The organism is Sinomonas sp. P47F7, from assembly GCF_049332655.1.
GTDB lineage: Bacteria > Actinomycetota > Actinomycetes > Actinomycetales > Micrococcaceae > Sinomonas.
This window is the reverse complement of sequence record NZ_CP186327.1, coordinates 97062-120334: the sequence shown is the minus strand read 5'-3', so window position 1 is coordinate 120334 and position 23273 is coordinate 97062. Positions and strand designations below refer to the sequence as shown.

Annotated in this window: 24 protein-coding genes; 10 read left to right on the top strand and 14 right to left on the bottom strand. The window is 71.0% G+C overall.

Annotated elements, in window-relative coordinates:
• The first annotated feature begins 54 nt into the window (after nt 1-54).
• Nucleotides 55-561, top strand: a complete 507-nt coding sequence (locus ACOKR1_RS00595) for a bile acid:sodium symporter family protein (RefSeq protein ID WP_422934856.1) — start codon at nt 55-57, stop codon at nt 559-561.
• Nucleotides 562-572: 11 nt separating this feature from the next.
• Here ACOKR1_RS00595 and chrA read toward each other — a convergent pair whose 3' ends face one another.
• The 4 genes from chrA to ACOKR1_RS00575 form a co-directional block, all read right to left on the bottom strand.
• Nucleotides 573-1742 carry a chromate efflux transporter gene (chrA, locus tag ACOKR1_RS00590; RefSeq protein WP_422934855.1) on the bottom strand — a complete coding sequence of 390 codons (1170 nt, stop codon included), beginning with the start codon at nt 1740-1742 and terminating at the stop codon, nt 573-575.
• Between the two features lie 148 nt (nt 1743-1890).
• Nucleotides 1891-2202, bottom strand: a complete 312-nt coding sequence (locus tag ACOKR1_RS00585) for a hypothetical protein (RefSeq protein WP_415857270.1) — start codon at nt 2200-2202, stop codon at nt 1891-1893.
• A gap of 137 nt (nt 2203-2339) precedes the next feature.
• A complete protein-coding gene (locus tag ACOKR1_RS00580; RefSeq protein WP_422934854.1) occupies nt 2340-2624 on the bottom strand; it encodes a DUF1905 domain-containing protein in 285 nt (94 codons plus the stop codon).
• 40 nt (nt 2625-2664) lie between these two features.
• Entirely contained in the window at nt 2665-3573 is a 909-nt protein-coding gene (locus tag ACOKR1_RS00575; RefSeq protein WP_422936708.1) for a LysR substrate-binding domain-containing protein, read from the bottom strand.
• Nucleotides 3574-3742: 169 nt separating this feature from the next.
• Here ACOKR1_RS00575 and ACOKR1_RS00570 point away from each other — a divergent pair, with 169 nt between their 5' ends.
• From ACOKR1_RS00570 to ACOKR1_RS00560, 3 genes are all read left to right on the top strand, one after another.
• On the top strand, nt 3743-7408 hold the full coding sequence (locus ACOKR1_RS00570; protein ID WP_422934853.1) for a proline dehydrogenase family protein: 3666 nt from the start codon (nt 3743-3745) through the stop codon (nt 7406-7408).
• Between the two features lie 108 nt (nt 7409-7516).
• The gene (locus ACOKR1_RS00565) at nt 7517-8641 is read left to right on the top strand and encodes an LCP family protein (protein WP_422934852.1); all 1125 of its coding nucleotides are present in this window, start codon (nt 7517-7519) and stop codon (nt 8639-8641) included.
• A gap of 172 nt (nt 8642-8813) precedes the next feature.
• A complete protein-coding gene (locus ACOKR1_RS00560; RefSeq protein ID WP_422934851.1) occupies nt 8814-9362 on the top strand; it encodes a hypothetical protein in 549 nt (182 codons plus the stop codon).
• A 114-nt stretch (nt 9363-9476) separates the two neighbouring features.
• Here the strand turns inward: ACOKR1_RS00560 and ACOKR1_RS00555 are convergent, their stop codons facing one another.
• The 4 genes from ACOKR1_RS00555 to ACOKR1_RS00540 form a co-directional block, all read right to left on the bottom strand.
• Nucleotides 9477-9779, bottom strand: coding sequence for a DUF6510 family protein (locus ACOKR1_RS00555; protein WP_415856274.1), 303 nt, complete (start codon nt 9777-9779; stop codon nt 9477-9479).
• The gene (locus ACOKR1_RS00550; protein WP_422934850.1) at nt 9776-10507 is read right to left on the bottom strand and encodes a ferredoxin reductase; all 732 of its coding nucleotides are present in this window, start codon (nt 10505-10507) and stop codon (nt 9776-9778) included. Before ACOKR1_RS00550 ends, ACOKR1_RS00555 begins: the two co-directional genes overlap by 4 nt.
• Nucleotides 10504-11097: a molybdopterin-dependent oxidoreductase gene (locus tag ACOKR1_RS00545; RefSeq protein WP_422934849.1), complete on the bottom strand. Its 594-nt coding sequence runs from the start codon at nt 11095-11097 to the stop codon at nt 10504-10506. Before ACOKR1_RS00545 ends, ACOKR1_RS00550 begins: the two co-directional genes overlap by 4 nt.
• A gap of 175 nt (nt 11098-11272) precedes the next feature.
• Nucleotides 11273-12949, bottom strand: a complete 1677-nt coding sequence (locus tag ACOKR1_RS00540; protein ID WP_422934848.1) for a sensor histidine kinase — start codon at nt 12947-12949, stop codon at nt 11273-11275.
• Nucleotides 12950-13036: 87 nt separating this feature from the next.
• Here ACOKR1_RS00540 and ACOKR1_RS00535 point away from each other — a divergent pair, with 87 nt between their 5' ends.
• The 4 genes from ACOKR1_RS00535 to ACOKR1_RS00520 are packed head-to-tail and all read left to right on the top strand — an operon-like array spanning nt 13037 to nt 16851.
• Complete coding sequence (locus ACOKR1_RS00535) at nt 13037-14137, top strand: SpoIIE family protein phosphatase (RefSeq protein ID WP_422934847.1); 1101 nt, start codon at nt 13037-13039, stop codon at nt 14135-14137.
• Nucleotides 14134-16095, top strand: a complete 1962-nt coding sequence (locus ACOKR1_RS00530) for a glycosyltransferase (protein WP_422934846.1) — start codon at nt 14134-14136, stop codon at nt 16093-16095. Before ACOKR1_RS00535 ends, ACOKR1_RS00530 begins: the two co-directional genes overlap by 4 nt.
• A complete protein-coding gene (locus ACOKR1_RS00525; RefSeq protein ID WP_415856935.1) occupies nt 16092-16424 on the top strand; it encodes an STAS domain-containing protein in 333 nt (110 codons plus the stop codon). Before ACOKR1_RS00530 ends, ACOKR1_RS00525 begins: the two co-directional genes overlap by 4 nt.
• On the top strand, nt 16417-16851 hold the full coding sequence (locus tag ACOKR1_RS00520; protein ID WP_422934845.1) for an ATP-binding protein: 435 nt from the start codon (nt 16417-16419) through the stop codon (nt 16849-16851). The genes ACOKR1_RS00525 and ACOKR1_RS00520 overlap by 8 nt, the downstream gene beginning before the upstream one ends.
• A 105-nt stretch (nt 16852-16956) precedes the next feature.
• On the opposite strand, the gene ACOKR1_RS00515 is transcribed toward ACOKR1_RS00520, so the two are convergent.
• A complete protein-coding gene (locus tag ACOKR1_RS00515) occupies nt 16957-17709 on the bottom strand; it encodes a LysR family transcriptional regulator substrate-binding protein (RefSeq protein ID WP_422934844.1) in 753 nt (250 codons plus the stop codon).
• A 31-nt stretch (nt 17710-17740) separates the two neighbouring features.
• On the opposite strand from ACOKR1_RS00515, the gene ACOKR1_RS00510 reads away from it, so the two are divergent.
• The gene (locus ACOKR1_RS00510) at nt 17741-18154 is read left to right on the top strand and encodes a DUF5997 family protein (RefSeq protein ID WP_422934843.1); all 414 of its coding nucleotides are present in this window, start codon (nt 17741-17743) and stop codon (nt 18152-18154) included.
• A 102-nt stretch (nt 18155-18256) separates the two neighbouring features.
• On the opposite strand, the gene ACOKR1_RS00505 is transcribed toward ACOKR1_RS00510, so the two are convergent.
• Together ACOKR1_RS00505 and ACOKR1_RS00500 are read right to left on the bottom strand one after the other, a co-directional pair.
• The gene (locus ACOKR1_RS00505; RefSeq protein ID WP_422934842.1) at nt 18257-19114 is read right to left on the bottom strand and encodes a hypothetical protein; all 858 of its coding nucleotides are present in this window, start codon (nt 19112-19114) and stop codon (nt 18257-18259) included.
• 14 nt (nt 19115-19128) lie between these two features.
• Nucleotides 19129-19509 carry a MarR family winged helix-turn-helix transcriptional regulator gene (locus ACOKR1_RS00500; RefSeq protein WP_422934841.1) on the bottom strand — a complete coding sequence of 127 codons (381 nt, stop codon included), beginning with the start codon at nt 19507-19509 and terminating at the stop codon, nt 19129-19131.
• Between the two features lie 85 nt (nt 19510-19594).
• Between ACOKR1_RS00500 and ACOKR1_RS00495 the strand changes: the two genes are divergently transcribed.
• Nucleotides 19595-21058 (top strand): MFS transporter, encoded by a 1464-nt coding sequence (locus ACOKR1_RS00495; protein WP_422934840.1) that lies wholly within the window; start codon nt 19595-19597, stop codon nt 21056-21058.
• Between the two features lie 61 nt (nt 21059-21119).
• Here ACOKR1_RS00495 and ACOKR1_RS00490 read toward each other — a convergent pair whose 3' ends face one another.
• The 3 genes from ACOKR1_RS00490 to ACOKR1_RS00480 form a co-directional block, all read right to left on the bottom strand.
• Entirely contained in the window at nt 21120-21494 is a 375-nt protein-coding gene (locus tag ACOKR1_RS00490; protein WP_422934839.1) for a VOC family protein, read from the bottom strand.
• A gap of 197 nt (nt 21495-21691) precedes the next feature.
• The gene (locus ACOKR1_RS00485; protein WP_422934838.1) at nt 21692-22447 is read right to left on the bottom strand and encodes a MerR family transcriptional regulator; all 756 of its coding nucleotides are present in this window, start codon (nt 22445-22447) and stop codon (nt 21692-21694) included.
• Between the two features lie 197 nt (nt 22448-22644).
• The gene (locus tag ACOKR1_RS00480) at nt 22645-23193 is read right to left on the bottom strand and encodes a TetR/AcrR family transcriptional regulator (RefSeq protein WP_422934837.1); all 549 of its coding nucleotides are present in this window, start codon (nt 23191-23193) and stop codon (nt 22645-22647) included.
• Nucleotides 23194-23273: the final 80 nt, after the last annotated feature.

Below are 23273 nucleotides of genomic sequence, written 5' to 3'. Positions count from 1 at the left end.
CGGGCACGCGCCGTCGTCCGTTGGGCGGACCGATTCGCAGCGCATGGTTGCCTGATGAAACCATGGGCCGTGAATTCCGCCGCCAGCTCATTCCTCAACGTCGACGCGGGCGGCATGGTCCTCGACATCGTCAAGACCGTCCTCATCCCCGTGATCCTGGGCCTCGCCGTGCGGCTGTTCCTCAAGAAGGCGGTCGCCGCGGCGCTGCCGGCGCTGCCGTGGATCTCGGCAGTGGTGATCGCGGCGATCGTCGCGATCGTCGTCGCCGGCTCGGCCACGAAGCTGGCCGCCGCTGGGGGCATCGTGTTCGTCGCCGTCGTCCTTCACAACGGGTTCGGGCTGGGCCTCGGGTACCTCGCCGGGAAGCTCGGTCGGCTGGACCGCAAGGCGCGCCGCGCGCTCGCGTTCGAAGTCGGGATGCAGAACTCGGGCCTCGCCGCGACGCTCGCCGCCGCGCACTTCAGCCCGCTCGCCGCGCTGCCGTCCGCGGTGTTCTCCGTGTGGCACAACGTCTCCGGCGCGATCGTGGCCGCGTGGCTCGCGAGGCGCCCCGTGCGCTGACCGCTCGCGCCTCAGCGCGGAAGCGGCAGACCCGCGAGCACGCAGACGACGCCCGCCGCGGCTGCGGCGAGCAGGGTGGTCACGACGCCGCGCCGCGCGATGAGGAGCAGGACGATCGCGGCGGCGAGCACCACGAACTGCCAGACCTGGGTCAGCGCCATCGCGAGGGGCACGGCAGATCCGAGGATGGCGCCTATCGCGGCGGGCCCGGCGCCGTCGAGGAACGCTCGGGCCGCGGCGTTGCCGCGGAGCCGGTCGAAACGCTCGGCTCCGACGAGAATGAACACGAACGACGGCGAGAATGCCACGAGCGAGGCGAGGATCCCACCGGGGATACCCGCGACGGCGTAGCCGATGACGGCGACGGTCTGCACGACCGGGCCGGGCGTGACCTGCCCGAGCGCGACGGCGTTGAGGAACTGGGCGTCGCTCATCCAGTGATAGCCCGAGACGGCGTCCGCCTGCATGAGCGGGATGATCACGAACCCTCCCCCGTAGGAGAGGGCGCCGACCTTCAACGCGACCCAGCACAGAGCAGCGAGGCCGCCGAGGGCGATCGCGGGCGCACCGAGCGGAAGGGACCCGAGAAGCGGAATGCCGGCGGCGTGGGCACCGTTCTTGGTGAGCTTCGCCTCGAGGAAGAGTTCGATCCCGCCGCAGGCCAGCAGCACGAGGACGAGCCACGCCCCGATCGTCGCCGCGGCGATAGCACCGGCGGCGGCGTAGATGGCCCACCGGAGGCCGGAGCGGCGGCGCTGCCAGCTCGCCGGAACGAGCGAGACCCCGGCCTGGAGGGCGACGGCGGCCACGGCCGCGCCCGCGCCGGCCCCCGCCGCGAGGATCCACTGCGGCGGGTTGGTCTCGAGGAACAGGGCGGCGAGGGCGAGGATGACGACGAGGCCGGGCACGATGAACGCGGCCCCGCCGACGAGCGCCCCGAGGCGTCCGCGAACCCGCGACGCGCAGTAGATGGCCAACTGGGTCGAGGCGGGGCCGGGCAGGAGGTTGCAGGCGGCGATCGCGTCCTCGAACTCGGTGGCGCCGATCCATTTCCGCCGCTCGACGCACAGCTGGCGGAGGAGCCGGATGTGCGCGGGCGGGCCACCGAAGCCGATGCAGCCGATCCGGCCCCACTCGCGCAGAACCGTGGCCAGGCTGGGAGCGCGCTCCTCGAGATTCACGGCGCGGTCCCTTCCATGACGGTGGCTTCGCCGCCCCGAATATACCTGACTTCCCTTTCGCCGCGGCGTCTGCGCTGCGGTCGCGAAGGACGACGCCGCGACGACAGGTGAAGGCCCGGGCGCGCCCGGGCCTTCACCTGTCGGTGGCTCACGCGATGTCGAACGCGTCCTCGTACATCTCGGTGCGCGAGGTCTGGGGATAGACGTATTGCGCGGATTCGCGGAACGGCCCCATGAATTCGGGATCGGTCATCTGCGCGCGATTCTCGGCCTGGAACGTGGCGAGGTCGGGGTATTCGAATTCGATGATGGCCTCGTTGTTGGCGCCGGCCGTGGGAACCAGGAACCGGGGCTTGACCCAGCCCTTCGCCTCGCAGACATCCGAGAGCCTTTTCACAAGACCCGCGAATTCGCGGAATTTTCCGTACTGGACGATGGAGACGGAACGAACTCGATACATGGGGCGGCCTCCTGATCAGCGTGATTCTGACGCCGGGCATGACTCCCCGTTCCGACCACGTCTGCCGACGGCGGGAGCGTAAGCCCGTCGATCTGGGCCGGTCAATGGCGCGAAACGACGTGCTGGCGCCGGCCCGCTCAGAGCCGTTCCTCGAGGCGGACCGTGACGGTGTCGCCGGCCTCCTTGCCGAGCACGTCGCGGAGTTCGGCCTTGATGGGGAGTTTGTGGGTCCCGTCCCCGAGGGCCATGAACGAACTGCGGAACGGATGGCCGTCGACCGTGCCGCGCACCTTGACGAGGCCTCGGGTTCCGAAGAACTGGGCCGAGCCGTCCATCACCACATAGGTCCACCCGCCCTTGCTCGCGCTGAGCTGCAGGACGGCCGTGAATTCGCGGTCGAGGGGTCCGGGATTGGCGCTCATACGCCAAGTGTGCGCCGCGCCGCCACTTGGGCCCAGGGGCTCACGGCAGCAGCGCCCGCGCGGTCTCCTCGAGCACGGCCCGCACGGCCTGCATGACGGGGTGCCCCGCACTCGAGGCCCGCATCGACGTGAACACCGTGCGATGCGGCGCGCCGTCGAGGTCGAGGAGCCGGGCCGACGGCGCACGGCCCACCCACACGAGATCGGGAAGGAGCGCGACGGCGTTCCCGGACTCGACAAGCCGGACGTGGGCCTGGAGGTCGGCCGTCTCGTACCGGACGTCGGGCTCGAATCCGGCCGAGCGGCACGCCTGCTCGGCCCAGTGCCGCGACGCGGCCCCGTGCGGCTCCATGACCCACGGCAGGTAGGCGGCGTCCGCGAGCCGGGCGACGCCGTCGAACGCTTCACCCGCGCCGCGCGGGGGAACGGCAAGCCGGATCGCGTCCCGCGTGAGGTGCTCGCGGTCGAGCCCCGGATAGTGTGGCGCGGCGTGCTGTGGGTACTGCTCCGCCACGACGACGTCGAAGTCCCGGGCCCACGTCTCATGGAGCGCTGTCTCCGGCTCATGCTGCACCATCTCGACGCGGAGCTCGGGGTGCCGGCCTCGCAAGGTCCGCAGGGCAACCGGCATGAGCGCGAGGGCGGCGGTCTGGAAGACCGCGAGCCGCACGGTGCCGCGGACCTCGCTCTGGCTCGCGGCGAGCGCGGCCTCGGTGCGCTCAAGCGCGTCGAGGAGCTCGCTCGTGTGCTCGACGAGCACGAGCGCCTGGGGCGTGAGCACCACGCGACGCCCGGACTTGCGCAGGAGCTCGGCGCCCGCCTCCTTCTCGAGGAGCGCGAGCTGCTGCGACACCGAGGAGGGGCTGTACGCGAGGGCGTCGGCGACCTCGGCGAGGGTTCCGCGGATGCTCAGCTCGCGCAGGAGGCGGAGGCGGCGGATCTCGAGCATGGCGGGTCTCCAATTCATCGGCTTTCCCCATGATTATGCGTCAGAAACAATCACTTCTACTTCTGTAATCGCGGGCACATACTGTCTGGAGACCCGCCATCCGGCCCCGGCAGAGACCCTGCAACCGCCCGGACGGGACCCCACACCATGACGGACAGGACCCCGCACCATGACCACGCCGAGCCACGGTTCCGAGCCAGCTCACCCGTCTCCCGCCCACCGTGCAGCGGCCGGAGCCCAGCCCCTCCCCGCGAGCGCCGCCGAGGTGCGCCCCCAGGACCTCGCCGACGAGGCCATCGCCCAGGTGCGCCGCTGGCTCGACGCCGCCGCGAAGCTCCCCGTCGACCCCGCGGCGGCCCAGCTCGCGGGCGTGCTCAAGGACCCGAACGGCCTCGAGTTCACCGTGGGCTTCGTGGACGGCGTGGTCCGCCCCGAGGATCTCGACGTCGCGGCGCGCAACCTCCGCGACCTCGCCCCGAAGGCCCCCGCGTTCCTCCCGTGGGCGCTCAAGCAGGCCGTGCGCCTGGGCGGCTCGCTCGCCCCGGTGGCCCCCGGCGTCGTCGTGCCGATCGCGCGGCGCGTACTGCGCGAGATGGTGGGCCACCTCATCGTCGACGCGTCGGACGCGAAGCTCGGGCCCGCCATCAAGAAGATCCGCAAGCCGGGGATCCGGCTCAACATGAACCTCCTCGGCGAGGCGATCCTCGGCCAGGGCGAGGCCGCCCGCCGCCTCGAGGGCACGCGCCGCCTCCTCGAGCGCGACGACGTCGACTACGCGTCGATCAAGGTCTCCGCGACCGTCGCGCCGCACAACCACTGGGCGTTCGACGAGGCCGTCGCGGACATCGTCGACTCCCTCGCACCGCTGTACCGCCTCGCCATCGAGAGCACCAAGGCGGGCAAGCCCAAGTTCATCAACCTCGACATGGAGGAATACAAGGACCTCGGCCTCACCGTCGAGGTGTTCACGCGCCTCCTCGACCGCGAGGAGTTCCGCGGGCTCGAGGCCGGGATCGTGCTCCAGGCCTACCTCCCGGACGCGCTGGGCGCGATGATCCGCCTGCAGGAGTGGGCGGCGGATCGCGTGGCCAACGGCGGCGCCCCGGTCAAGGTCCGCGTCGTGAAGGGCGCGAACCTCCCCATGGAGCTCGTCGACGCGGAGATCCACGGCTGGCCGGCCGCGACGTGGGGCTCGAAGCGCGAGAGCGACACGTCCTACAAGGCCGTCCTCGACTACGCTCTCCGCCCCGAGCGGCTCGCGAACGTGCGCATCGGCGTCGCGGGGCACAACCTCTTCGACGTCGCGCTCGCATGGCTCCTCGCGAAGGCGCGGGGCGTCGACACCGGTGTGAGCACGGGCGGGCGGGGTGGGCCCGAGGGCGCGGGGGGTGGGCAGAATCGTGCCATCGAGTTCGAGATGCTCCTCGGCATGGCCTCGGCGCAGGCCCAGGCGGTCCTCGCCGACGTGGGCCACCTCCTGCTCTACACGCCCGTGGTGCATCCGGGCGAGTTCGACGTCGCGATTGCCTACCTCATCCGGCGCCTCGAGGAGGGCGCGAGCCAGGACAACTTCATGAGCGCGGTCTTCGAGCTCGACGGCAACGACGTCCTGTTCGAGCGCGAGAAGAAGCGCTTCCTCGCCTCGCTCGACGCGCTCACCCGCCCGCCGTTCGCGGGCGCTGTCCCCGCGCCGCACCGCATCCAGGACCGGCGCCACCCCACCGAAACGCACGACGGCGCAGCCTCCTCCCGCGGCCACGGCGCCTTCGCGCACGCTCCCGCCTTCGCCAACACCCCGGACACCGACCCGGACCTCCCGGGCAACCGCGCGTGGGGCCGCGCGATCCTCGCGCGGGCGGAGCACTCGCGCCTCGGCGACGAAACCGTGGCGCGCTACACCCTCGGCACGGATGGCGAGCTTGACGCCGTCGTCCATTCCGCCGTCGCCGCCGGCGAGGCGTGGGGCGCGCTCACGGGCGCCGAGCGGGCCGCCGTGCTCGACGAGGCGGGGCGCTCGCTCGAGCGGCACCGCGCGGACCTCCTTGAGGTCATGGCGAGCGAGTGCGGCAAGACGCTTGACCAGGGCGATCCCGAGGTCTCCGAGGCGATCGACTTCGCGCACTACTACGCGAGCCTCGCCCGCGAGCTCGACGCCGTGGACGGCGCTCGCTTCGTCCCGAGCCGGCTCACGGTCGTGACCCCGCCGTGGAACTTCCCCGTAGCGATCCCCGCCGGCTCGACGCTCGCGGCACTCGCGGCGGGCTCCGCCGTCGTCATCAAGCCCGCGAAGCAGGCGCGGCGCTCGGGCGCCGTCATGGTGCAGGCGCTGTGGGAGGCGCTCGACTCTGCTTTTGCCCGGACGGGCGTCTCGCGCGACGTCCTCCAGTACGTCCAGCTCGAGGAGCGCGCGCTCGGGCAGCGGCTCGTGGCGCACGCCGACGTGGACCGCGTGATCCTCACGGGCGGCTACGAGACCGCCCAGCTGTTCCGCTCGTTCCGCAAGGACCTGCCGCTGCTCGCCGAGACGTCCGGCAAGAACGCGATCATCGTCACGCCGAGCGCGGATCTGGACCTCGCCGCGCGTGACGTCGCCCAGTCCGCGTTCGGGCATGCTGGGCAGAAGTGCTCGGCGGCCTCGCTCGTGGTGCTCGTCGGCTCGGTCGCGAAGTCCAAGCGCTTCCACCACCAGCTCATCGACGCCGTGCAGTCCCTCCACGTGGGGTACCCGTGGGACGCGCGGAGCCAGATGGGCCCGGTCATCGAGCCCCCGGGCGAGAAGCTCGCGCGCGGCCTCACGCAGCTCGGCCTGGGCGAGCACTGGGTGCTCGAGCCGCGCCAGCTCGACGGCTCCGGCAAGCTCTGGAGCCCCGGCGTGCGGACCGGCGTCCGCCCCGGATCCGAGTACCACCTCACGGAGTACTTTGGCCCGGTGCTCGGCGTCATGACCGCGCCGACGCTCGAGGACGCCGTGCGGCTCGTCAACGAGGTCGACTACGGGCTCACCTCGGGCCTGCATTCGCTCGACCGCGCGGAGATCGCGTACTGGACCTCGACCATCCAGGCCGGCAACCTCTACGTCAACCGCGGCATCACGGGCGCGATCGTCCGGCGGCAGCCGTTCGGCGGCTGGAAGAAGTCGGCGGTCGGCGCGGGCACGAAGGCCGGCGGCCCGAACTACCTCGTGGGCCTCGGCTCGTGGGTGGATGAGCCGGTGCGCGGCGCCGGTTCCGCACCGAGCGGGGCGGCGGCCGAGCTGCTCGCCGCCGCGCGGGGCGAGCTTCCCGCGGACGACGCCGCGTGGCTGGCTTCCGCGCTCGGCTCCGACGCCGCGGCGTGGGCGTCCGAGTTCGGCGTCGCGAAGGACGCGAGCGGTCTCGCGAGCGAGCGCAATGTGCTGCGCTACCGGGCCCTGCCCGTGACGGTCCGGTTCGAGGAATCCACGTCCGGGCACGGCCTCGCCGAACTCGTGCGCGTGGTCTCGGCGGGCCTCGTGGCGGGCTCGAGGCTCAGCGTGAGCAGCGCGGCGGACCTCCCGGCCGAGGCGGCCGCCGCCCTGCGCCGCCACGGCGTGACCGTGGCCGTCGAGGACGGCGCCGCGTGGCTCGGCCGAGCGGCTCTTCTCGGCTCGGGCCGCATCCGGCTCATCGCGAGCCCGGCGGCAGCGACCGAGCTCGCCGAGGCGCTCGGCGGCACACCGGACGTCGCGGTGTACTCGCACCCCGTGGTGGCCGCGGGCCGCGTCGAGCTGCTCCCGTTCCTGCACGAGCAGGCGGTCTCGCTCACGGCGCACCGCTTCGGGAACCCGAACCCGGCGGTCCAAGCCGTCGAGCTCTGACGGAGGCTGCCCGGGGACCGGAAGGTATCCTGTCGCCGGGCCAGTCACCTCGTCGCGGCGGGCCGAAAGCCACTGCCCTCGTGACCACGAGCGTGTCATCGTGGCCTCATGAGCGACCGTGAGAGTCCTCATGCTGCCGGCCGCCCGAGACGGAATTGGCTCCGGTGGAGGGTTGTCCTGATCGCGGCCTCGGTTGCGCTCGTCGTGGGATTCGGGGCGGTCTTCGCGACCATCCTGGCCACGTCGCAACACTCGACACCCCCGGCCGCGGCCCCGACGTCGACCACGGCGTCCCCGACGCCCACCCCGACACCGACACCGACACCGACGCCCACGCCGTCGCCGCTGCCGCCCCCGCCGCCATCGCCGTCGCTGCCGGACCTGCCCCCGGTGCCCCTGAACATCCTGGTCCTCGGAAGCGACATCTCCGGGAGCGCGCGCGAGGCAACCGAGCAGCAAGAGGCCACCGGCGGATCCGCCCCGCAGGATGCCGACACGATCATGCTCATCCACATTCCCGCGGACCGGCACCAGATCTACGGGATCTCGATCATGCGCGACAACTGGGTGAACATTCCCGGTTATGGCGTCATGAAGATCAACGCGGGTCTGCAGCTGGCCGGCCCCAAGCTCGTCGTCGCCACCGTCGAATCGCTGCTGCACACGCATATCGACCACTACGTCATGACGGACTTCGGCGGCCTCAAGGCCTTCGTCGATGCCGTCGGCGGGGTCGATGTCGACGTCCCCATCCCCTTCACCGCGACCGTTCCCTTCACTGCGGCCCCCGGCACCGAGCACACGTTCACCCAGGGCATCAACCACGTGGACGGAGAAGCCGCCCTCCAGTTCGTCCGCGAGCGCCATGCCTTTGTGGACGGCGACTACCAGCGGGTGCGAGACCAGCAGGCGTTTGTCCGAGCCCTCATGGTCCGCCTGCTGAGCACCGGCGCGGTCCATGACGCGGCCAGCGCGATCCGCATCATCGCGATCGCCTCGTTCGTCCTCACCGTCGACCAGGGCTTCGACCCGACCACGCTCGCGACGCTCGCCTACGCGCTCCGCGTCACCGACCCGGCGGCCTCCGTGTTCTTCACGCTGCCGACGGCGGGGACGGGCTTCTCTGCGAACGGCCAGTCCATCGTGCTGCCGGACTATGGGGGCATCGCGGAGGTCGCGGCAGCCTTGGCCGCGGACCGGTTGGGAGACTATGCCGCGGCGCACGGCCTGTGAGGTCCGGTGACCCAAACCCCCGTGATCCAGGCCGTCGAGCTCTAACCCGCGGCTTCACAATCTCAGAAATTCCGATTCAAGTCGTGACATTGTCAACTTCTGTCATGAATCATTGAAGGGCCAGTCTCATATCTCGGGGGACAGAAGGCAACACTGACGACTGGGAGGTCTCATGTCGAAGTTCACCGCACTAGGCCCGCGCAAGATCGCGATCGGCGCCATCGCCGCGGGTGCGCTCGTGGTAGGCGGTACGGGCGCGGCTGCCTATGCCATGCAGGGAGTTGCGCCGGCCGTCGATCCATCGGCGACGGCTACATCAACGGCGACGGGCACGCCCACTGGCACGTCAACCGCCACCGCATCGCCGACGGCGACCGCCTCGCCCACGAGCGCGTCGCCCACCGCGACGGCCTCACCCACGGAGACCGCCGAGCCGACCGAGACCGCTGAGCCGACAGAAACAGCCGAGCCGACTGAATCGCCTGAGCCGCCGGAGCCGACCGTCCACCCATCCCCCACGCGGATCGACGAGGATGAGCAGGGCGAGGACCAGAACGAGCAGGGCGACCACGAATCCGTGCAGGGCGAGCTCCACGAGTCGGCTCAGGCCGAGCACGAGTCCGACAAGCCCGCGGCCGCCCCCGCCGTAGCGCCCACGCACCGCGCGGCAACCCAGGAGCACGCGGAATCCTCAAGCCACCACGAGGGCCACGACGACTGACCGCACCTCCCCGCGCGATCACCGGTCCCGGGTGGTGGGCCTGCAGGCTCCACGCCCGGGACCTCTCTGTGTCCGGCCCGTGCATCACACCATCAGGCAGGCGGAGCTCAGCCTCTAGCCGAGCTGGATGGTGAGCTGGGTGAAGCCGCTCAGGTCGAGGATGAAGCGGCCGCCTCGGTCGTCCAGCCTGAGGAGCACTCCTCCGCATGAGGGACACCGCAAGATCTTGGCGGGCGCGTTGACATACAGGTGAGCCTCCGCGACTGCCCTGACCGCACCGCAGCCTCCGCACGTGCCGAGCGCAGCCGTGATGTCGATCGAGAAGACCTCGGACAAGGGCCCGGCCAGGGCATTGCCGTCGAGGTAGTCGTCTTCCGGGGCCCGCGAGCGCGCCGGCCGCCCTGTCCACTGGTTCACGATGCGCCTCCCAAGCCGCCATACCGCTCGGTCTTGATCCGGTCTGGTGAATGGCCCAAGTCGACGAGCCACCCCGAGACCGCTTCAACGAAGCCCGTCGCGCCGCAGACGTAGACCGCTGGATCTGACCCACTGTTGAGCACGCTCGCCTCGAGGGTACGGGCGTCGAGCCGTCCGACGGGAAGGCCGTCGGGGGCGCTCCGCGTGTAGACGTAAGTCAGGTCGAAGTTCTCGGACCATCGCGCAAGGGACTCGAGCTCCCGTCGGAAGAAGGCCGACTCAGGGCCTCGCACAGAGTAGAGGAGCCGAAAGGGCGCCGGGTGGCGGACCATGGCGTGCGCCCGCGCCATGGCCATGAGCGGAACGACGCCGGACCCTCCTCCAATGAGCTGCACGGGAGAGGTCTCCTCCGGACGCCACACGAACCAGCCGCCCACCGGCCCCCGCACCTCCAGCTGATCGCCGACGGCGAGATCTCGTACCAGATAAGGCGATACCTCGCCGTCCGGCAGCTCCTCGACAGTGATCTCCAAGCCCTCGGGCGGGGCGGCCGCCGCCACCGAATAGGAGCGAACCGCCTGGTAGCCGTCCGGGGCCGTCAGCCTGATGTCGATGTGCTGCCCGGGCAGGAAATGGACCGGCCCGGGAAGGTGCAGGCGAATCGTTCGCGCAGTCGCAGTCTCATCGTGCACAGCGACGACGTCGGCCACCGTCCACGCCCCGCTCACCCGTACCGCTCCTCGCGCCATGGATCCCCGTGCAGGTGGTAGCCCCGGCTCTCCCAGAAGCCTGGCCTGTCCTCCGCCATCAGCTCGACGCCTCGGACCCACTTGGCGCTCTTCCAGAGGTACAGGTGGGGCACCAGCAGCCGAACCGGGCCGCCATGCTCGGGGGCCAGGTCCTCCCCCTCGAACTGGTGCACGACCCATGCCTTGCGTCCCACCACGTCCTCAAGGGGGAGATTGGTCGTGTAGCCGCCGTACGAGGAGAAGAGCGCGAACTTCGCGTCGGTGTCCAGCCCGTCGAACAGCGCGTCCACGGGGACGCCCCGCCATCTGGTTCCCAGCTTCGACCAGCTCGTCACGCAGTGGAGGTCGGCGATGACGCCCTCCTGTGGAAGGGCCATGAACCCGTTCCAGTCCCAGCGCCGGCTGCTTCCGGTTTCCGCGGTGAACGAGAATTCCCAGTCGCTCCGCTCGATCCTCGGTGTTGGACCGGCCGACAGCACGGGGAAGCCGTCGGTCAAGTACTGTCCGGGCGGCAGGCCCGGAACATCCCTCTTCCTGCGGCCCAGAAAGCCGGACGAAACGATGCCCATCACTGCTCCTCGCCGATTGTGACGCACGGTCGCTCTCGCCTAGCACGGACCATACGCCCCCGTGAGCGAGCTGGGCCAGAGCCGACGAAGGCCAGGCCGCCACCCGCACGGGCCCACGGTCCAGCGGACGGCCGGTCCCGCCGTCGTCGTCTGTGACACACCCCCGCCCCGTGCCCTACTCTTCGGCGGCGGTGGACTGGTTCGGCGAGACCCCCGCCCTGGCGAGCGGCAAGCGCAGGGTGAAGACGCTTCCCACGCCGACCTCGCTCGTGCACTCGAGCCGCCCGCCGTGCTGCGTGGCCACCTCGTGGGCGAGCGCGAGCCCGAGCCCGGTGCCGGGAATGCCGGAGCGCAGGGCAGCGGAGCTGCGCTGGAACCGCGTGAAGATCCGCTCGAGATCCTCGGGAGGGATGCCGATCCCCTCGTCGCGGACGCGGCACACGGCCCACCAGCCGTCCCGTTCGGTCGTGAGCGTCACGAGCGCGCCCGACTCGGAGTACTTGAGCGCGTTCGAGACGAGGTTGTCCAAGATGCGAACGATCCCGGTCTTGTCGCCCACGACCGGCAGCTCGCCGTCGTCCTCGATGCGCACGGCGATCCCGCGGCTCTCGGCGTCCGGCGCGGCGGACACGGCCGCCTGCCGAACGAGCTCCGCGAGATCGAGCTCCGTGCGCCGGACGTCCGGGGAGGAGCCCTCGACCGACGCGGCCAGGATGTCGTCCACCATCTTCCTCAGGTGCCGCGCGTTTCGGCTCATCACGCGGAGGTCGGAGCGCGCCGACGTGCTGAGCGACTCATCCTCGAGCAGCAGCTCGGCGTAGCCGAGCAGGCTCGTGAGCGGGGTTCGGAATTCGTGCGACATCGCGGCGAGGAAGCTGTCCCGAGCCCGCACGGCGGCCACGACCTCGGTGACGTCCGTGCAGGCCAGCACGGTCCCCGCCAGTTCGCCGGTGGCATCCCGGAACGCGCGGGCCGAGATCGAGACCGTCCGGGCCTCCGGCCCACGCCCGAGGCGGTACATCTCGTGGTTGAGCTCTTCGCCGGCGTTGGCACGCCCCATGGGCCGCTCCTCGACCGGAACGAGCTCGTCGGTTCCGTCCCTGTACACGAGGAGCTCGGACTCGGGCGCACGCGCCGCCCCGGGCGGGAGCGCGGTGAGGTAGAGCTGGCGCTGTCGCGAATTCATGAAGACGTCCGTGCCGGCGTCGTCGATCACGAGGACCCCGACGTCGACCGTCTCCAGCACCGTGTCGAGGAGCCGCTGGCGCGTCTCGCTCCGGGCCAGGAGCTCCTCGACGCGCTGCTGCTGCGCGATCCCGCTGAGCGTCATGACGGACATCGCTACGGCCACGGAGACGAGCATGAGCGGGACCACGAGCTCGGCGACGAAGGTGTGGGGCGCGCTGCCCCCGATCGCGAGGAGCGGCGTCCACACCATGACCAGCGACGCGAACGTGCACAGGGCCACGACGAGTCGAAGACGCCGCCCCGAGCCGGCGAGCCACATGACCGGGAACACGGCGAGCAGCCCTAGCCCCGAGAGCACGCCCGTCGCGCCCGTCCGGACGAGGCCCACGGCCACGAAATCCAGGAGCGGAATCGCGAGCACGCACCACTCGGGCAGTCGCCCCCATGGCACCACAGCGCACAGGAGCAGGATGACGAGCGCCACGATCTGACCCGAGAGGAACGGCGGCAGCGTCAGGGCGTGGGGATCGGCGAAAGCAAGGACAACGAATACCAAAAGCAAAGTCAGATTGAGCGGCAGCTGGCTCAACACCGCCCTGCTGCGCGGCCCCAGCGCACCGAAGCGGCGCCGCCCCAGCAGCAGGACATCGAGTAACTTGTCCACAGGTCCTCCCGTCACGCGTGATAATCCCCAGATAAGTCTGTGACACAGATGGTCAGAAGTGGTTGAGTTGGCGTGGAAGGGAGAACGATGACTCGCCGAGCACTCATTATTGAGGACAATCCGGACATCCGTCGGCTCCTCGAAGCGACGCTGAGCCGCCAAGGCTTCGACGCGACGAGCGCGGGCGCCGGGTACCCGGCGCTCGAGGCGGCCCGCCGTGACGCTCCGGACCTCATCACCCTCGACCTGGGTCTCCCCGACCTCGACGGCCTCGAGGTGTGCCGCACCCTGCGCATGTTCAGCAACGCCTACATCCTCGTCGTCACGGCGAGAGCGGCGGAGGCGGACAGGCTCGAGGCGCTCGACCGCGGGGCCGACGACGTGCTCGCGAAGCCGTTCAGCCCCCGCGAGCTCCAGGCCCGCGTCGAGGCACTGTTCCGCCGGCCCCGCGCGGCCTCCGTTCAGGAGAGCGATCTGCAGACGGCGGCGCGCGTCCAGCAGGGCCTCCTCCCCGACCGCGCCCCGAACGTCCGCGGCTACGACGTCGCGGGCGCGTGCCACCCGTCCCGCAGCGTGGGCGGCGACTTCTTCGACTGGGAGACGGACGGGACCTCGCTCGCGTTCACGCTCGCGGACGCGATGGGCAAGGGCATGGGCGCGGCCCTCGTCGCCGCGACCGCCCGGGCCGTGCTGCGTCCCGGACGCCTCGAACAGGGCCCTGGCGCCCTCGTGGGCACCGCCGCGCGCGCCCTCGAGCCCGACCTCCTGCGCCTCGGCTCGTTCGTGACCCTCCTGCACACACGCCTCGACGCCGCGACCGGGGACTTCACCTACGTGGACGCGGGTCACGGACTCGGCCTCCTCATCCACCCCGACGGCATGTGGGAGCGCCTCACCACCTCGGGCCCGCCGATCGGACTCCTCCAGGGCGCCGAGTGGACCGCCCACGACGGCAATCTCGAGCCCGGCGGCGCGCTCGTGGCCCTGAGCGATGGGCTCCTCGAAGCCTTCCGTGGCGTCGACGACGCGCTCGACGCCGCGGCGGCGGCGATCGTTGCCGCGCCGGACGCCGACGCCGCCGTCCGGGACGTCATCGGGCTCGACTCGACAAGCCAGGACGACACGACGGTCATCGTCGTCCGTCGCTCGGCCGTCGCTCGACCACCGGCAGGATCCGCCATCACATGATGAGCATCCACGCGATCCGTATCGTCGCCGCCCTCACGGTCGCAATGGGCCTCATCTACATCCTGTGGCGCTGGACGGCGTCCCTCAATTGGGCGGCGTGGTGGATCGCCGTCCCGCTCGTCGCCGCGGAGACGTACTCGCTCGTCGACGTCTCCCTGTTCGCGTTCACCATCTGGCGCATGTCCACCCGCGACAACGCGCCCAGCGCGCCGCAGGGGCTCACGGTGGATGTGTTCATCACGACGTACAACGAGGACCCCGAGCTCGTCCTCGCGACGACGCGCGCGGCGCTCGCCATCCGCTATCCCCACACGACGTGGGTGCTCGACGACGGCGCGCGGCCGGAGCTGCGCGAGGCCGTCGCGCGGCTCGGCGCCGGTTACGTCTCGCGCGGCGAGGAGTGGCTCGGGAAGCCGCCGCACGCGAAGGCCGGCAACCTCAACAACGCGCTCCACGAGACCCAGGGCGAGTTCGTGCTCGTCCTCGACGCGGACCAGGTCCCGCGCCCCGAGATCCTCGACCGGACCCTGGGCTACTTCAACAACCGCCGCGTGGCGTTCGTCCAGACGCCGCAGTGGTTCGGCAACGTCCCCCAGAACGATCCGCTCGGGAGCCAGGCGCCCCTGTTCTACGGTCCGATCCAGCAGGGCAAGGACGGTTGGAACGCGGCCTTCTTCTGCGGCTCCAACGCGGTGCTGCGCCGCGAGGCCCTCATGCGGCTGGGCCTCGAGGGCTACGTCGCCGACACCGAGCGCCGGGTGCGGCGCGCGCTCGCGGCGGGCCGCGCCGTCGTACGCACCGCCCGACGGCGCCCCGAGGCCCGCGATCCGAGGGTCGCCTCGCTGCTCGGGCGGGTCGAGGGTGCCCTCGGCGAGGGCTCGCGGCGCCTCGCGTCGGGCGGCTCCTTCGGCGACGCGACGTATGCCGTGCAGGCCAACGTCGACGCGGCGGTCCGGACCCTCGTCGCCGAGGACCTCGCAAACGCCTCCGCGGACGTTGCGACCCTGCGCGCGGAACTCGGGGAGTTCGGCGAGGGGACCCTCGGCGACGATCCCGCTGACCTGGACGCCGCCGTCGACCGTCTTGCGGCCCGCGACCTCTCGCCGCTCGGCGCGCTCGAGTCGCTGGGGACCCTCCTTGACGCCGTGAGCGTCGAACGCCTGCATGAGGCGCAGCCCATCATGCCGCTCTCCACGATCTCGGTGACCGAGGACATGTCCACGTCGATGCGGCTCCACGCCTCGGGCTGGCGCAGCATCTACCACCACGAGGTGCTCGCGGTCGGGCTCGCCCCCGAGGACCTCCCCGCGATGCTCACCCAGCGCATGCGCTGGGCGCAGGGCACCGTGCAGGTCATGCTGCGCGAGAATCCGCTCACGATGCGCGGCCTCTCGTGGCCCCAGCGGATCCTGTACTTCGCCACGATGTGGAGCTACCTCTCCGGCTTCGCGGCCGTCGTGTACTTCGCCGGGCCGCTCGCGTACCTGCTGTTCGGCGTCCCGCCGGTCACGGCGCTCAACACGTCCTTCTTCGAGCGCTTCGTGCCGTTCATGGTGCTCAATCAGGTCCTGTTCGTCCTCGTCGCGCAGGGCGCGAAGACGTGGCGAGGGCAGCAGTACAGCCTCGCGCTCTTCCCCACCTGGATACGGGCGTGCACCTCGGCGGCCGCGAACGTGTGGTTCGGTCGCCCGCTGGCCTTCGCCGTGACGCCCAAGTCGCGGGGCGAACGCCGCGCCGCGTTGCCGCTCGTGTGGCCCCAGGCCGTCGTTGGGGGCCTGCTTCTCGTCGCGTGTGTGACGGGTGCCGTGCGCTGGGGCTTCGGTCTCGGCGAAGGGCTCGGTACCGTGGTGAACATCGTGTGGGCGATCTTCGACGTCGTCCTGCTGAGTGTGCTCGTCGGAGCTGCGCGCTACCGAGGATTCGATCCGACCGTTGTGGCGGACAAGGAGGAAGCATGAAATTTGCCGTCGAGGAACGGGACGGCTACACCGAGGTGGCAGCGCGCGGACGGCTCAACATGGTCGGCGCTCCGATGCTCAAGGCCGCGGTGTCGGACGCGATCGATTCCGGCCACCGCCGCCTCGTCCTCAATCTCGGAGAGACCGAGTTCATGGACTCTTCCGGCCTGGGGGCGCTCGTGGGGTGCCTCAAGGCCGCGCGCCAGGCCGGCGGAGATCTGCGAATCGCCAACGTGGGGGAGCAAGTACAGATGGTGCTCAAGCTGACCAGCATGGATCGGATCCTGAAGCCGTACGGCAAGGTCGAGGACGCGTACCGAAATGCCTGAGCTGCTAGCCGAAGGACACGTGCGCGGGCCCGCCATGCCGCCGATCGTCGAGGCCGTCCAGGACGAGCTCGTGCGCCTGTGGGACCTCGCCCTCGTCATCGACGCCGAGGATCGGCTCCCGTTCGAGCTCGCCGTCGTCGAGGTCGTGACCAACGCCGTCCGGCACGCGAAGCCCCCGGGCGGCGAGGTCCAGCTCGACCTCGAGGTCGAGGTTCACCCGGACCTCCTGCTCGCGCGGCTGTTCGAGCTCGGCGCGCAGCCCGTGGTGATTCCCGAGGGTGCGGGGGAGATGCCCGGCCCCGACGCGGAGGCCGGCCGCGGTCTCGCGCTGGCCCGCCAGCTTCTCACCACCATCACGTGCGAACGGCGTGACGGCGCGAACGTCTGGACCCTTACGCGCCGTCCGGCACCGCACGACGCCCGCTGACGCGTCCCTTCCTGCCCACTCTGGGGCCCCCGCCGAGGGCTTCGACCAGTCCTGGAGCGTGCTCGTAAGCCCGTTCTGTGGGCCAAAGTGGGCAGGAGCGGACCGCTACCGGGGACGACGGCGGCCCGCACCCGGGCGGCGACCCTTGCCGCCAGGCTTGCCGGGCTTTCCGGCACCGCGCCCTGAGCGTGCGGACTTGGCGGCGCGGCTCGCGTCGTTGCGGGCCCTCGCCTCTGCCGACTGCGATGCGGCGCGATCAACGCGCCGCTGCTTCGCGGCCTCCTGCTCATCCTTCTGCACCGACGTCTGCCTCGAGCTGCTCGCGGACCGGCCGCGGACCACGCCGATGAACTCCTGGATCTCGTCGCTCTCGTTCTCGCGCAGCCACGCGATGCCGACCGCGTACTCCGGCACCCCGGTGACCGGCCGGTAGCTGAGCTCCTTGCGGTTGAAGTGGCGGACCACGCTCATCGGCAGGATCGCGAGGCCCGCCCCGCCTTCGACGAGGTCGAGGCGCTCGGAGGGGCCGCCGTCGTACTCGAAGAGCTGGTCCTCGATCTCGGCGAGGGGTACCTCGTCGAACGCCTGGATCTCGTGGCCCTTGGGGGCCACGACCACGGGGAGCTCATCGTAGAGCGGGATGATGTGGAGGCCGTCGCGGTCCACGGGGAGCCGCACGAAGGCAACATCCGCCCGGCCGTCGCGGATCACGGCGAGCTGCTGGGCGTCGTCGACCATTTCCGAGCTGAGGGGGACGTCCGGGAAGCGCTCCTCCCAGCGGTGGAACCACTTGCCCGGGGCCACTCCCGCGACGAAGGCGACGCGGAGGCCGGAAGGAGGTGCGTGCTCGGAACTCATGCGTCAACCGTAGCCCGGCTACCCTTAACCCATGACTTCCCGCAAGCCCCAGTCCATGAAGCCGGCCACCGCCGCAAAGAAGCTGGGCATCTACCTGCCCGCTACGCCGGCGGAGTTCCAGGACAGCGAGGTGAGCCGCGAGCAGCTCGACGAGCTCCACGCCAATCCCCCGGAGTGGCTCGCCGACCTGCGGCGCGACGGCCCTCACCCGCGGCCAGTCGTCGCGCAGAAGCTCAACGTGTCCATCAGTGGGCTCGCCCGCGGCGGCGTGACCGACGCGCTCACCACGGCGGAGATCAGCGATCTCCTGCAGAACCGCCCGCAGTGGCTCGTTGACGAGCGCGCCAGCATGGCGGCCGTGCGCGAGGAGCAGAAGCGCGTCCGCGACGCCGCGGCGGCCAAGTCGCAGAAGAAGATCAAGGCGGATCCGCGCCACTACCACTGATCGGTTGCGGGGTCCCGTCCCCACCGTTGCGGGGTCCCGTCCCCACCGTTGCGGGGTCCCGTCCCCACCGTTGCGGGGTCCCGTCCCCACACCCGGCGGGACTCAGCCCGCGCAGGGGTAGTCGCCGTCGACCGCCGCGACGTACTGGGTGAGTGCAACCCGCCCGTGACTCGTCAGCGGGGGCTGGGCGCAGAGCGCCTTCGCCCCGTCCGCCGTGGTTGTCCCGGCGAGCCAATCGGGCAATGCCGAGAGCGGGCTCGTGGAGGGGACAATCCCGACGATCCGCCCCCACTGCCGCGCCGTCGAGTAGAGGCCCACCCGCGCTCCCTGCGCCGCGAAGGAGGCCGTCATGCCTTCGAGCACGGCGCGGTTCGCCGTGGTGTCCTCCTGCCAGGTGTTGGCCGTCTCGACGTCGAGCCACCACGTGTAGTTGTCCGCTCCCGCCGGCAGTCCGGCCGCCCGCGCGGCCGGCGCGAGGCGCTGCGCGACGTCGTCGGCCGCGCGTTCCCAGCCGAACTGCCACGCGCACGCGGCGCCGGCCTGCCCCGAACACTGCCCATGGGGCGTCGAGCCGGATTTCGGCCACCCAGCGGGCGCCGGGGCGGGCGCTGGCGCGCCCGGGTTGCTCGTGTTGACGTAGAGCTGAAGCCTCGGCTGGGTGGTCCCTCCCTGGGTCCCGTTGGCCCACGCGAGCTCTGAGGCGAGGCACGGATTCGTGGTCGTCGAGGTGCCCCGGTTGACGCCGACCACGCCGAAGGCGGCGTCCGACGGCGGCAGCGCGCGGCATTGCGGGTACGAGATGTCGGCGCCGAGAATGCTCGGCGGCGAGGGCCGCGCACGAGGCGTCGGGGCGGACGGCACGGCCGCTCCCCCGAGCCCGAAGACGAGGAGGGCGGCGAGCGTCGCCCCGGCATACCGGAGGTCGGCACTGTTTCGGAAAGCGCTGGAGGCAGCGGCCAAGATGTGCGGGCGGCTCAGCTTGGGAGATTTGCCAGAAGGAGCTCGCGGTGCGTGACCTCCGCCTCGCCGTGGAGTCGCGTGCCCGCCTCGGTCAGCTCGAGATAGAGCGACCGGCGGTCCTCGGCGCACGCGGCGCGACGCACGAACCCGGCCTTCTCGAGCCGGTCGACGATCTTGGAGAGCGCGCTCTGGGTCATGGGCGAGATGGCCGTGAGGTCCTTCATGCGGCACCCGTCGGCGCTCTGCTCCGAGAGCAGGTCAAGCGTCTCGAACTCGTTGAGGCCGATCCCGTGGCGCGCGGACAGCTCGCGGTCCAGGGCGTTGGACGTCTTGAGATAGGCGCATTGGATGGCTCGCCATTGTTCTACGAGCTGGGGTAGTGCCTCCGTAGACATGGTCCGAGTGTATCGCCACGCGGATTTAAATTCCAGTTCATCTTTTTCCTTGTCATTCAATGAAGCGTCATGTAATGTCGGGGCCATGGCACAAGACCTGACCACTCTCCCCGACTTGGCCACCCCTCGGACCCCCGCCACACTCCGCGACGCCCGGTGGACGCGCGCCCAGTGGCTCCTCCTCGTCACCCTCTGCGTCGTGCTCGCCCTCGACGGGCTCGACGTCTCGATGGTCGGCGTCGCCCTCCCCTCGATCGGCCGCGAGCTCGGCCTCGGCACCGAGTCGCTCCAATGGATTGTTTCGGGCTACGTGCTCGGGTACGGCTCCCTCCTGCTGCTCGGCGGGCGCATGGCGGACCTCATGGGGCGCCGCCGGATCTTCCTCGCGGCGCTTGCGGTCTTCGCTGCCGCGTCACTCCTCGGCGGGCTCGTGAGCGACCCGACCCTGCTCATCGCAACGCGCTTCATCAAGGGCCTCGCCGCGGCGTTCACGGCGCCGACGGGCTTCTCGATCATCACCACCAACTTCGCGGAAGGCCGCGAGCGCAACCGCGCGATCTCCATCTACACGACGTTCGGCGCAAGCGGGTTCTCGCTCGGCCTCGTGGTCGGCGGACTCATGACGGCGCTCAGCTGGCGCTGGACGTTCCTCTTCTCCGTGCCGATCGCCGTCGCGGCGGTGCTCCTCGGCCTGCGCTTCATCCCGAGGGACCGCCCGGCGAACGACGGCGGGCACGACGTCTGGGGCGCCGCCACCCTTTCCGCCGGCATGCTCGGGCTCGTGTTCACGCTCGTCTCGGCTCCGAGTTTCGGCTGGGGTTCGGCGCAGACGATCGGCGGCTTCGCGGCGTCGGCCGCCGTGCTCGCGGCGTTCGCGTGGATCGAAACGCGCGCCAAGCACCCGCTCATCCGCTTCGGGATCCTCCGCGAGGGCTGGGTGGCCCGCGCCAATCTCTCGGCGGTGGCGCTGTTCGGCTCCTACCTGAGCTTCCAGTTCATCGTGACGCTGTACCTGCAGTCAGTTCTCGGCTGGGCACCGCTCGCGATGGCCCTCGCCCTGCTTCCCGCGGGGCTCATGGTGGCTGGCAGCGCGCCGTTCGCGAGCCGACTCATCGACCGCTTCGGGGCGACCCGACTCGTGATCGCCGGGCTGCTCTCGCTCTCGCTGGGCTATCTGCTGTTCCTGCGGATCGGCACAGAGCCCACGTACGTGACGGACATCCTGCCGTCCGTCCTGCTTCTCGGCGTCGGTTTCGCGCTCGGCTTCCCGTCGATCAACGTGCAGGCGACCGCCGGGATTCATGACGCCGAGCAGGGCCTCGCCGCAGGGCTCATCCAGACGAGCACCCAGGTGGGCGCGGCGCTCGTTCTCGCCGTGACGACGGCGCTCGTCGGCTCGGGCGGGCACGCCGGCCACGCCTCGGCGGCCGCGATGCTCGACGTATTCCGACCGGGCCTCGGCCTCAGCACGGCCGTCGCGGTGGCCGGGCTCGTGATCGCGGCGGCCCCGCGCTGGTGGCGGCTACGCCGAGCCGGCGCCACGATCTGACCAGAGACCCCACAACCCTCGGGACGGGACCCCACAACCGTGCGGGGTCCCGTCCCGGGGCTCAGTCCTGGTGGAGCTGAACGAAGTTTCCAAAAGTGTCGTCGAAGACGGCCGTGAGCCCGGCCGGGCCTTCGGCGGGCTCGCCGCGGAAGGCGACCCCCGCCGCGGTGAGTCGCTCGTACTCGGCGCGCACGTCGCCCGAGCCGAAGACGATCGCGGGAAGGCCCTGCTCGTAGACGCCCCTGCGGTACGCCTCGGCGACGGGGTTGTCGCTCGGCTCGAGCAGGAGCCCCAGACCCGGTGTTCCGGGCGAGGTGACGATGAACAGGTTCGCCTCCGGCATCGCCATGAGCGTGTCGAAGCCGAGGGTCTCGGTGTAGAAGGAATGGGCGGCGGCGGGATCGGTCACGTGGATGCTGCACATCTTGACTCGCATTCGACCAGCCTAGGCGGCTCGGCGGCCCCGAGCGATGGCCCACCGAACACCCTGCGGATCTGACGGCGCAACGGAAGCGGACGACGGCGGGTGCGCACCCGCCGTCGTCCGCCCGCCGCAGGCGCCCCTCCCAGTTGCGCCGTCAGCTGTGCAGGGTGCGCCCGCCGTCGTCCGCCCGCGGCCGCCCCCGGGGAACCTTAGAGCTCGCGCTCGGCGTACACGTGAAGCGCGTCGCGCACGTAGGTCGCGGCCGCGGCGCCGCCGTAGTTGGCCGCGAAGCGCTCGTCGGCCACGTACATGTCAGCGAGGCCGAGCACGTAGGCCTTGGCCGGGCCCTCGGGGTAGCCCGGGGTGCCGGGAATCGAGCCGAGCCACTCGACGTGGCGGGCGGCGAGCGTCTGGGCGGTGTCGCTCTCGGGCGAGGCTCCGCTCGCGGCGGCCGCGCGCCAGTCGTCGATGAGCCGCGCGATGCGGCCCTTCCACTCCTGCTGGCCCTCGGTGCCGAGTCCGCGCCACCACTTGTTGCTGTCGGCGTACGCCTTCGCGCCCCAGCGGGACTCGACCTCTTCCTTGTACTGCGTGTGGTCGAACCCATCGAACATGTCCTGTGCCATGAGCTGGCCGCCTCCTTCCAATTGTTCAATCGTCAACTCGACCGCCCGCGCCTTGCGCGCGAGCCGTTCCTGCTCTTGCCGCAGCCACGCGAGGTGCGTGCGCAGCGCAGCGGACTGGTCCGTCTGGTTTTCGAGGACCTCCGCGACGGCCGGCAGGCCCAGCCCCAGTTCGCGGAGCAGGAGGATCCGCTGGAGCCGCACGAGCGACTCCTCGTCGTAGTAGCGATAGCCGTTGTGCCCCACGCGGCTCGGCTCGAGCAAGCCGATCGTTCCGTAGTGGCGCAGCGTGCGGCTCGTGGTCCCCGCGAGCTTGGCGACCTCTTGAATGCTCCAGTCCATGCGTTCCTCCTTGCCTCTTCGAGGGTAGAAGTTGACGCCACGTCAAGGTCAAGGGGCGGCGCGAGCGCCCGCCGGGGAGGCCGCGTCGGGGATGCGCCCGGATTCCGACCGCCTTTGCCGACCAGGCGGCCGCGAAACCGGCGTGTCGCGACGACACGCCGCGAATCCCGGCTCAGTCCCGGTCGGAATCCGCGGGCCTACCCCGCCGTCCGGCCGCTCAACCGGTCCACGACCGCGAGCAGCTCGCCGAGCGACGTCCCAAACGACTGCTCGGGCCACGCCCCAGCCAGCGACGAGTAGTGGTAGAGCCCCTCGCCCATGAGCATGACGGCGGTCGCGACGGCCGGGTCGGCAATCTCGCGGCGGATGAGCTCAAGCCAGGCCGCATCGAGCTCCTCGAGCACCGCGAGCGCCTCGGGGTGCCCGGCCTGGGCCAGCCGGACCGTGGCGACGAAGAGCGCATCCATATCCGTACCCGAGTTGACCGACGTGCGCACGAAATACCGCGCGGGCCCCTCGGGATCCGCCGCCATGCGCTCCCGATCGGACGCGGCGGCCTCGCGCAGCGCCGCGAGCAGGGCCTCGGCGAGGGCGTCCTTGCTCTTGAAGTGGTACAGCAGCCCGCCCTTCGAGACGCCGGCGCGGGCCGCCACTGCGTCCATCGTCGCCGCCCGCTCGCCGTCGGAGACGAGGAGGTCCCGGTACGCGGCGAGCAGGGCCTCGCGGGCCTTGGGCGGTCTGGGCATAAGGCCACTGTACGCGGCGTTGATACTAAACCGTCCAGACGGTATAGTTACCCAAGGGGGACGGACAATGAGAGGAGACC

Coding starts and splice junctions, on each gene's coding strand:
- ACOKR1_RS00500 (WP_422934841.1), bottom strand. CDS start 19,509: ATGTCTACGGAGGCACTACCCCAGCTCGTAGAACAATGGCGAGCCATC.
- ACOKR1_RS00495 (WP_422934840.1), top strand. CDS start 19,595: ATGGCACAAGACCTGACCACTCTCCCCGACTTGGCCACCCCTCGGACC.
- ACOKR1_RS00560 (WP_422934851.1), top strand. CDS start 8,814: ATGTCGAAGTTCACCGCACTAGGCCCGCGCAAGATCGCGATCGGCGCC.
- ACOKR1_RS00565 (WP_422934852.1), top strand. CDS start 7,517: ATGAGCGACCGTGAGAGTCCTCATGCTGCCGGCCGCCCGAGACGGAAT.
- ACOKR1_RS00585 (WP_415857270.1), bottom strand. CDS start 2,202: ATGTATCGAGTTCGTTCCGTCTCCATCGTCCAGTACGGAAAATTCCGC.
- ACOKR1_RS00490 (WP_422934839.1), bottom strand. CDS start 21,494: ATGCGAGTCAAGATGTGCAGCATCCACGTGACCGATCCCGCCGCCGCC.
- ACOKR1_RS00535 (WP_422934847.1), top strand. CDS start 13,037: ATGACTCGCCGAGCACTCATTATTGAGGACAATCCGGACATCCGTCGG.
- ACOKR1_RS00520 (WP_422934845.1), top strand. CDS start 16,417: ATGCCTGAGCTGCTAGCCGAAGGACACGTGCGCGGGCCCGCCATGCCG.
- ACOKR1_RS00595 (WP_422934856.1), top strand. CDS start 55: ATGAAACCATGGGCCGTGAATTCCGCCGCCAGCTCATTCCTCAACGTC.
- ACOKR1_RS00570 (WP_422934853.1), top strand. CDS start 3,743: ATGACCACGCCGAGCCACGGTTCCGAGCCAGCTCACCCGTCTCCCGCC.
- ACOKR1_RS00530 (WP_422934846.1), top strand. CDS start 14,134: ATGATGAGCATCCACGCGATCCGTATCGTCGCCGCCCTCACGGTCGCA.
- ACOKR1_RS00515 (WP_422934844.1), bottom strand. CDS start 17,709: ATGAGTTCCGAGCACGCACCTCCTTCCGGCCTCCGCGTCGCCTTCGTC.
- ACOKR1_RS00480 (WP_422934837.1), bottom strand. CDS start 23,193: ATGCCCAGACCGCCCAAGGCCCGCGAGGCCCTGCTCGCCGCGTACCGG.
- ACOKR1_RS00580 (WP_422934854.1), bottom strand. CDS start 2,624: ATGAGCGCCAATCCCGGACCCCTCGACCGCGAATTCACGGCCGTCCTG.
- ACOKR1_RS00545 (WP_422934849.1), bottom strand. CDS start 11,097: ATGGGCATCGTTTCGTCCGGCTTTCTGGGCCGCAGGAAGAGGGATGTT.
- ACOKR1_RS00485 (WP_422934838.1), bottom strand. CDS start 22,447: ATGGACTGGAGCATTCAAGAGGTCGCCAAGCTCGCGGGGACCACGAGC.
- ACOKR1_RS00525 (WP_415856935.1), top strand. CDS start 16,092: ATGAAATTTGCCGTCGAGGAACGGGACGGCTACACCGAGGTGGCAGCG.
- ACOKR1_RS00575 (WP_422936708.1), bottom strand. CDS start 3,573: ATGCTCGAGATCCGCCGCCTCCGCCTCCTGCGCGAGCTGAGCATCCGC.
- ACOKR1_RS00510 (WP_422934843.1), top strand. CDS start 17,741: ATGACTTCCCGCAAGCCCCAGTCCATGAAGCCGGCCACCGCCGCAAAG.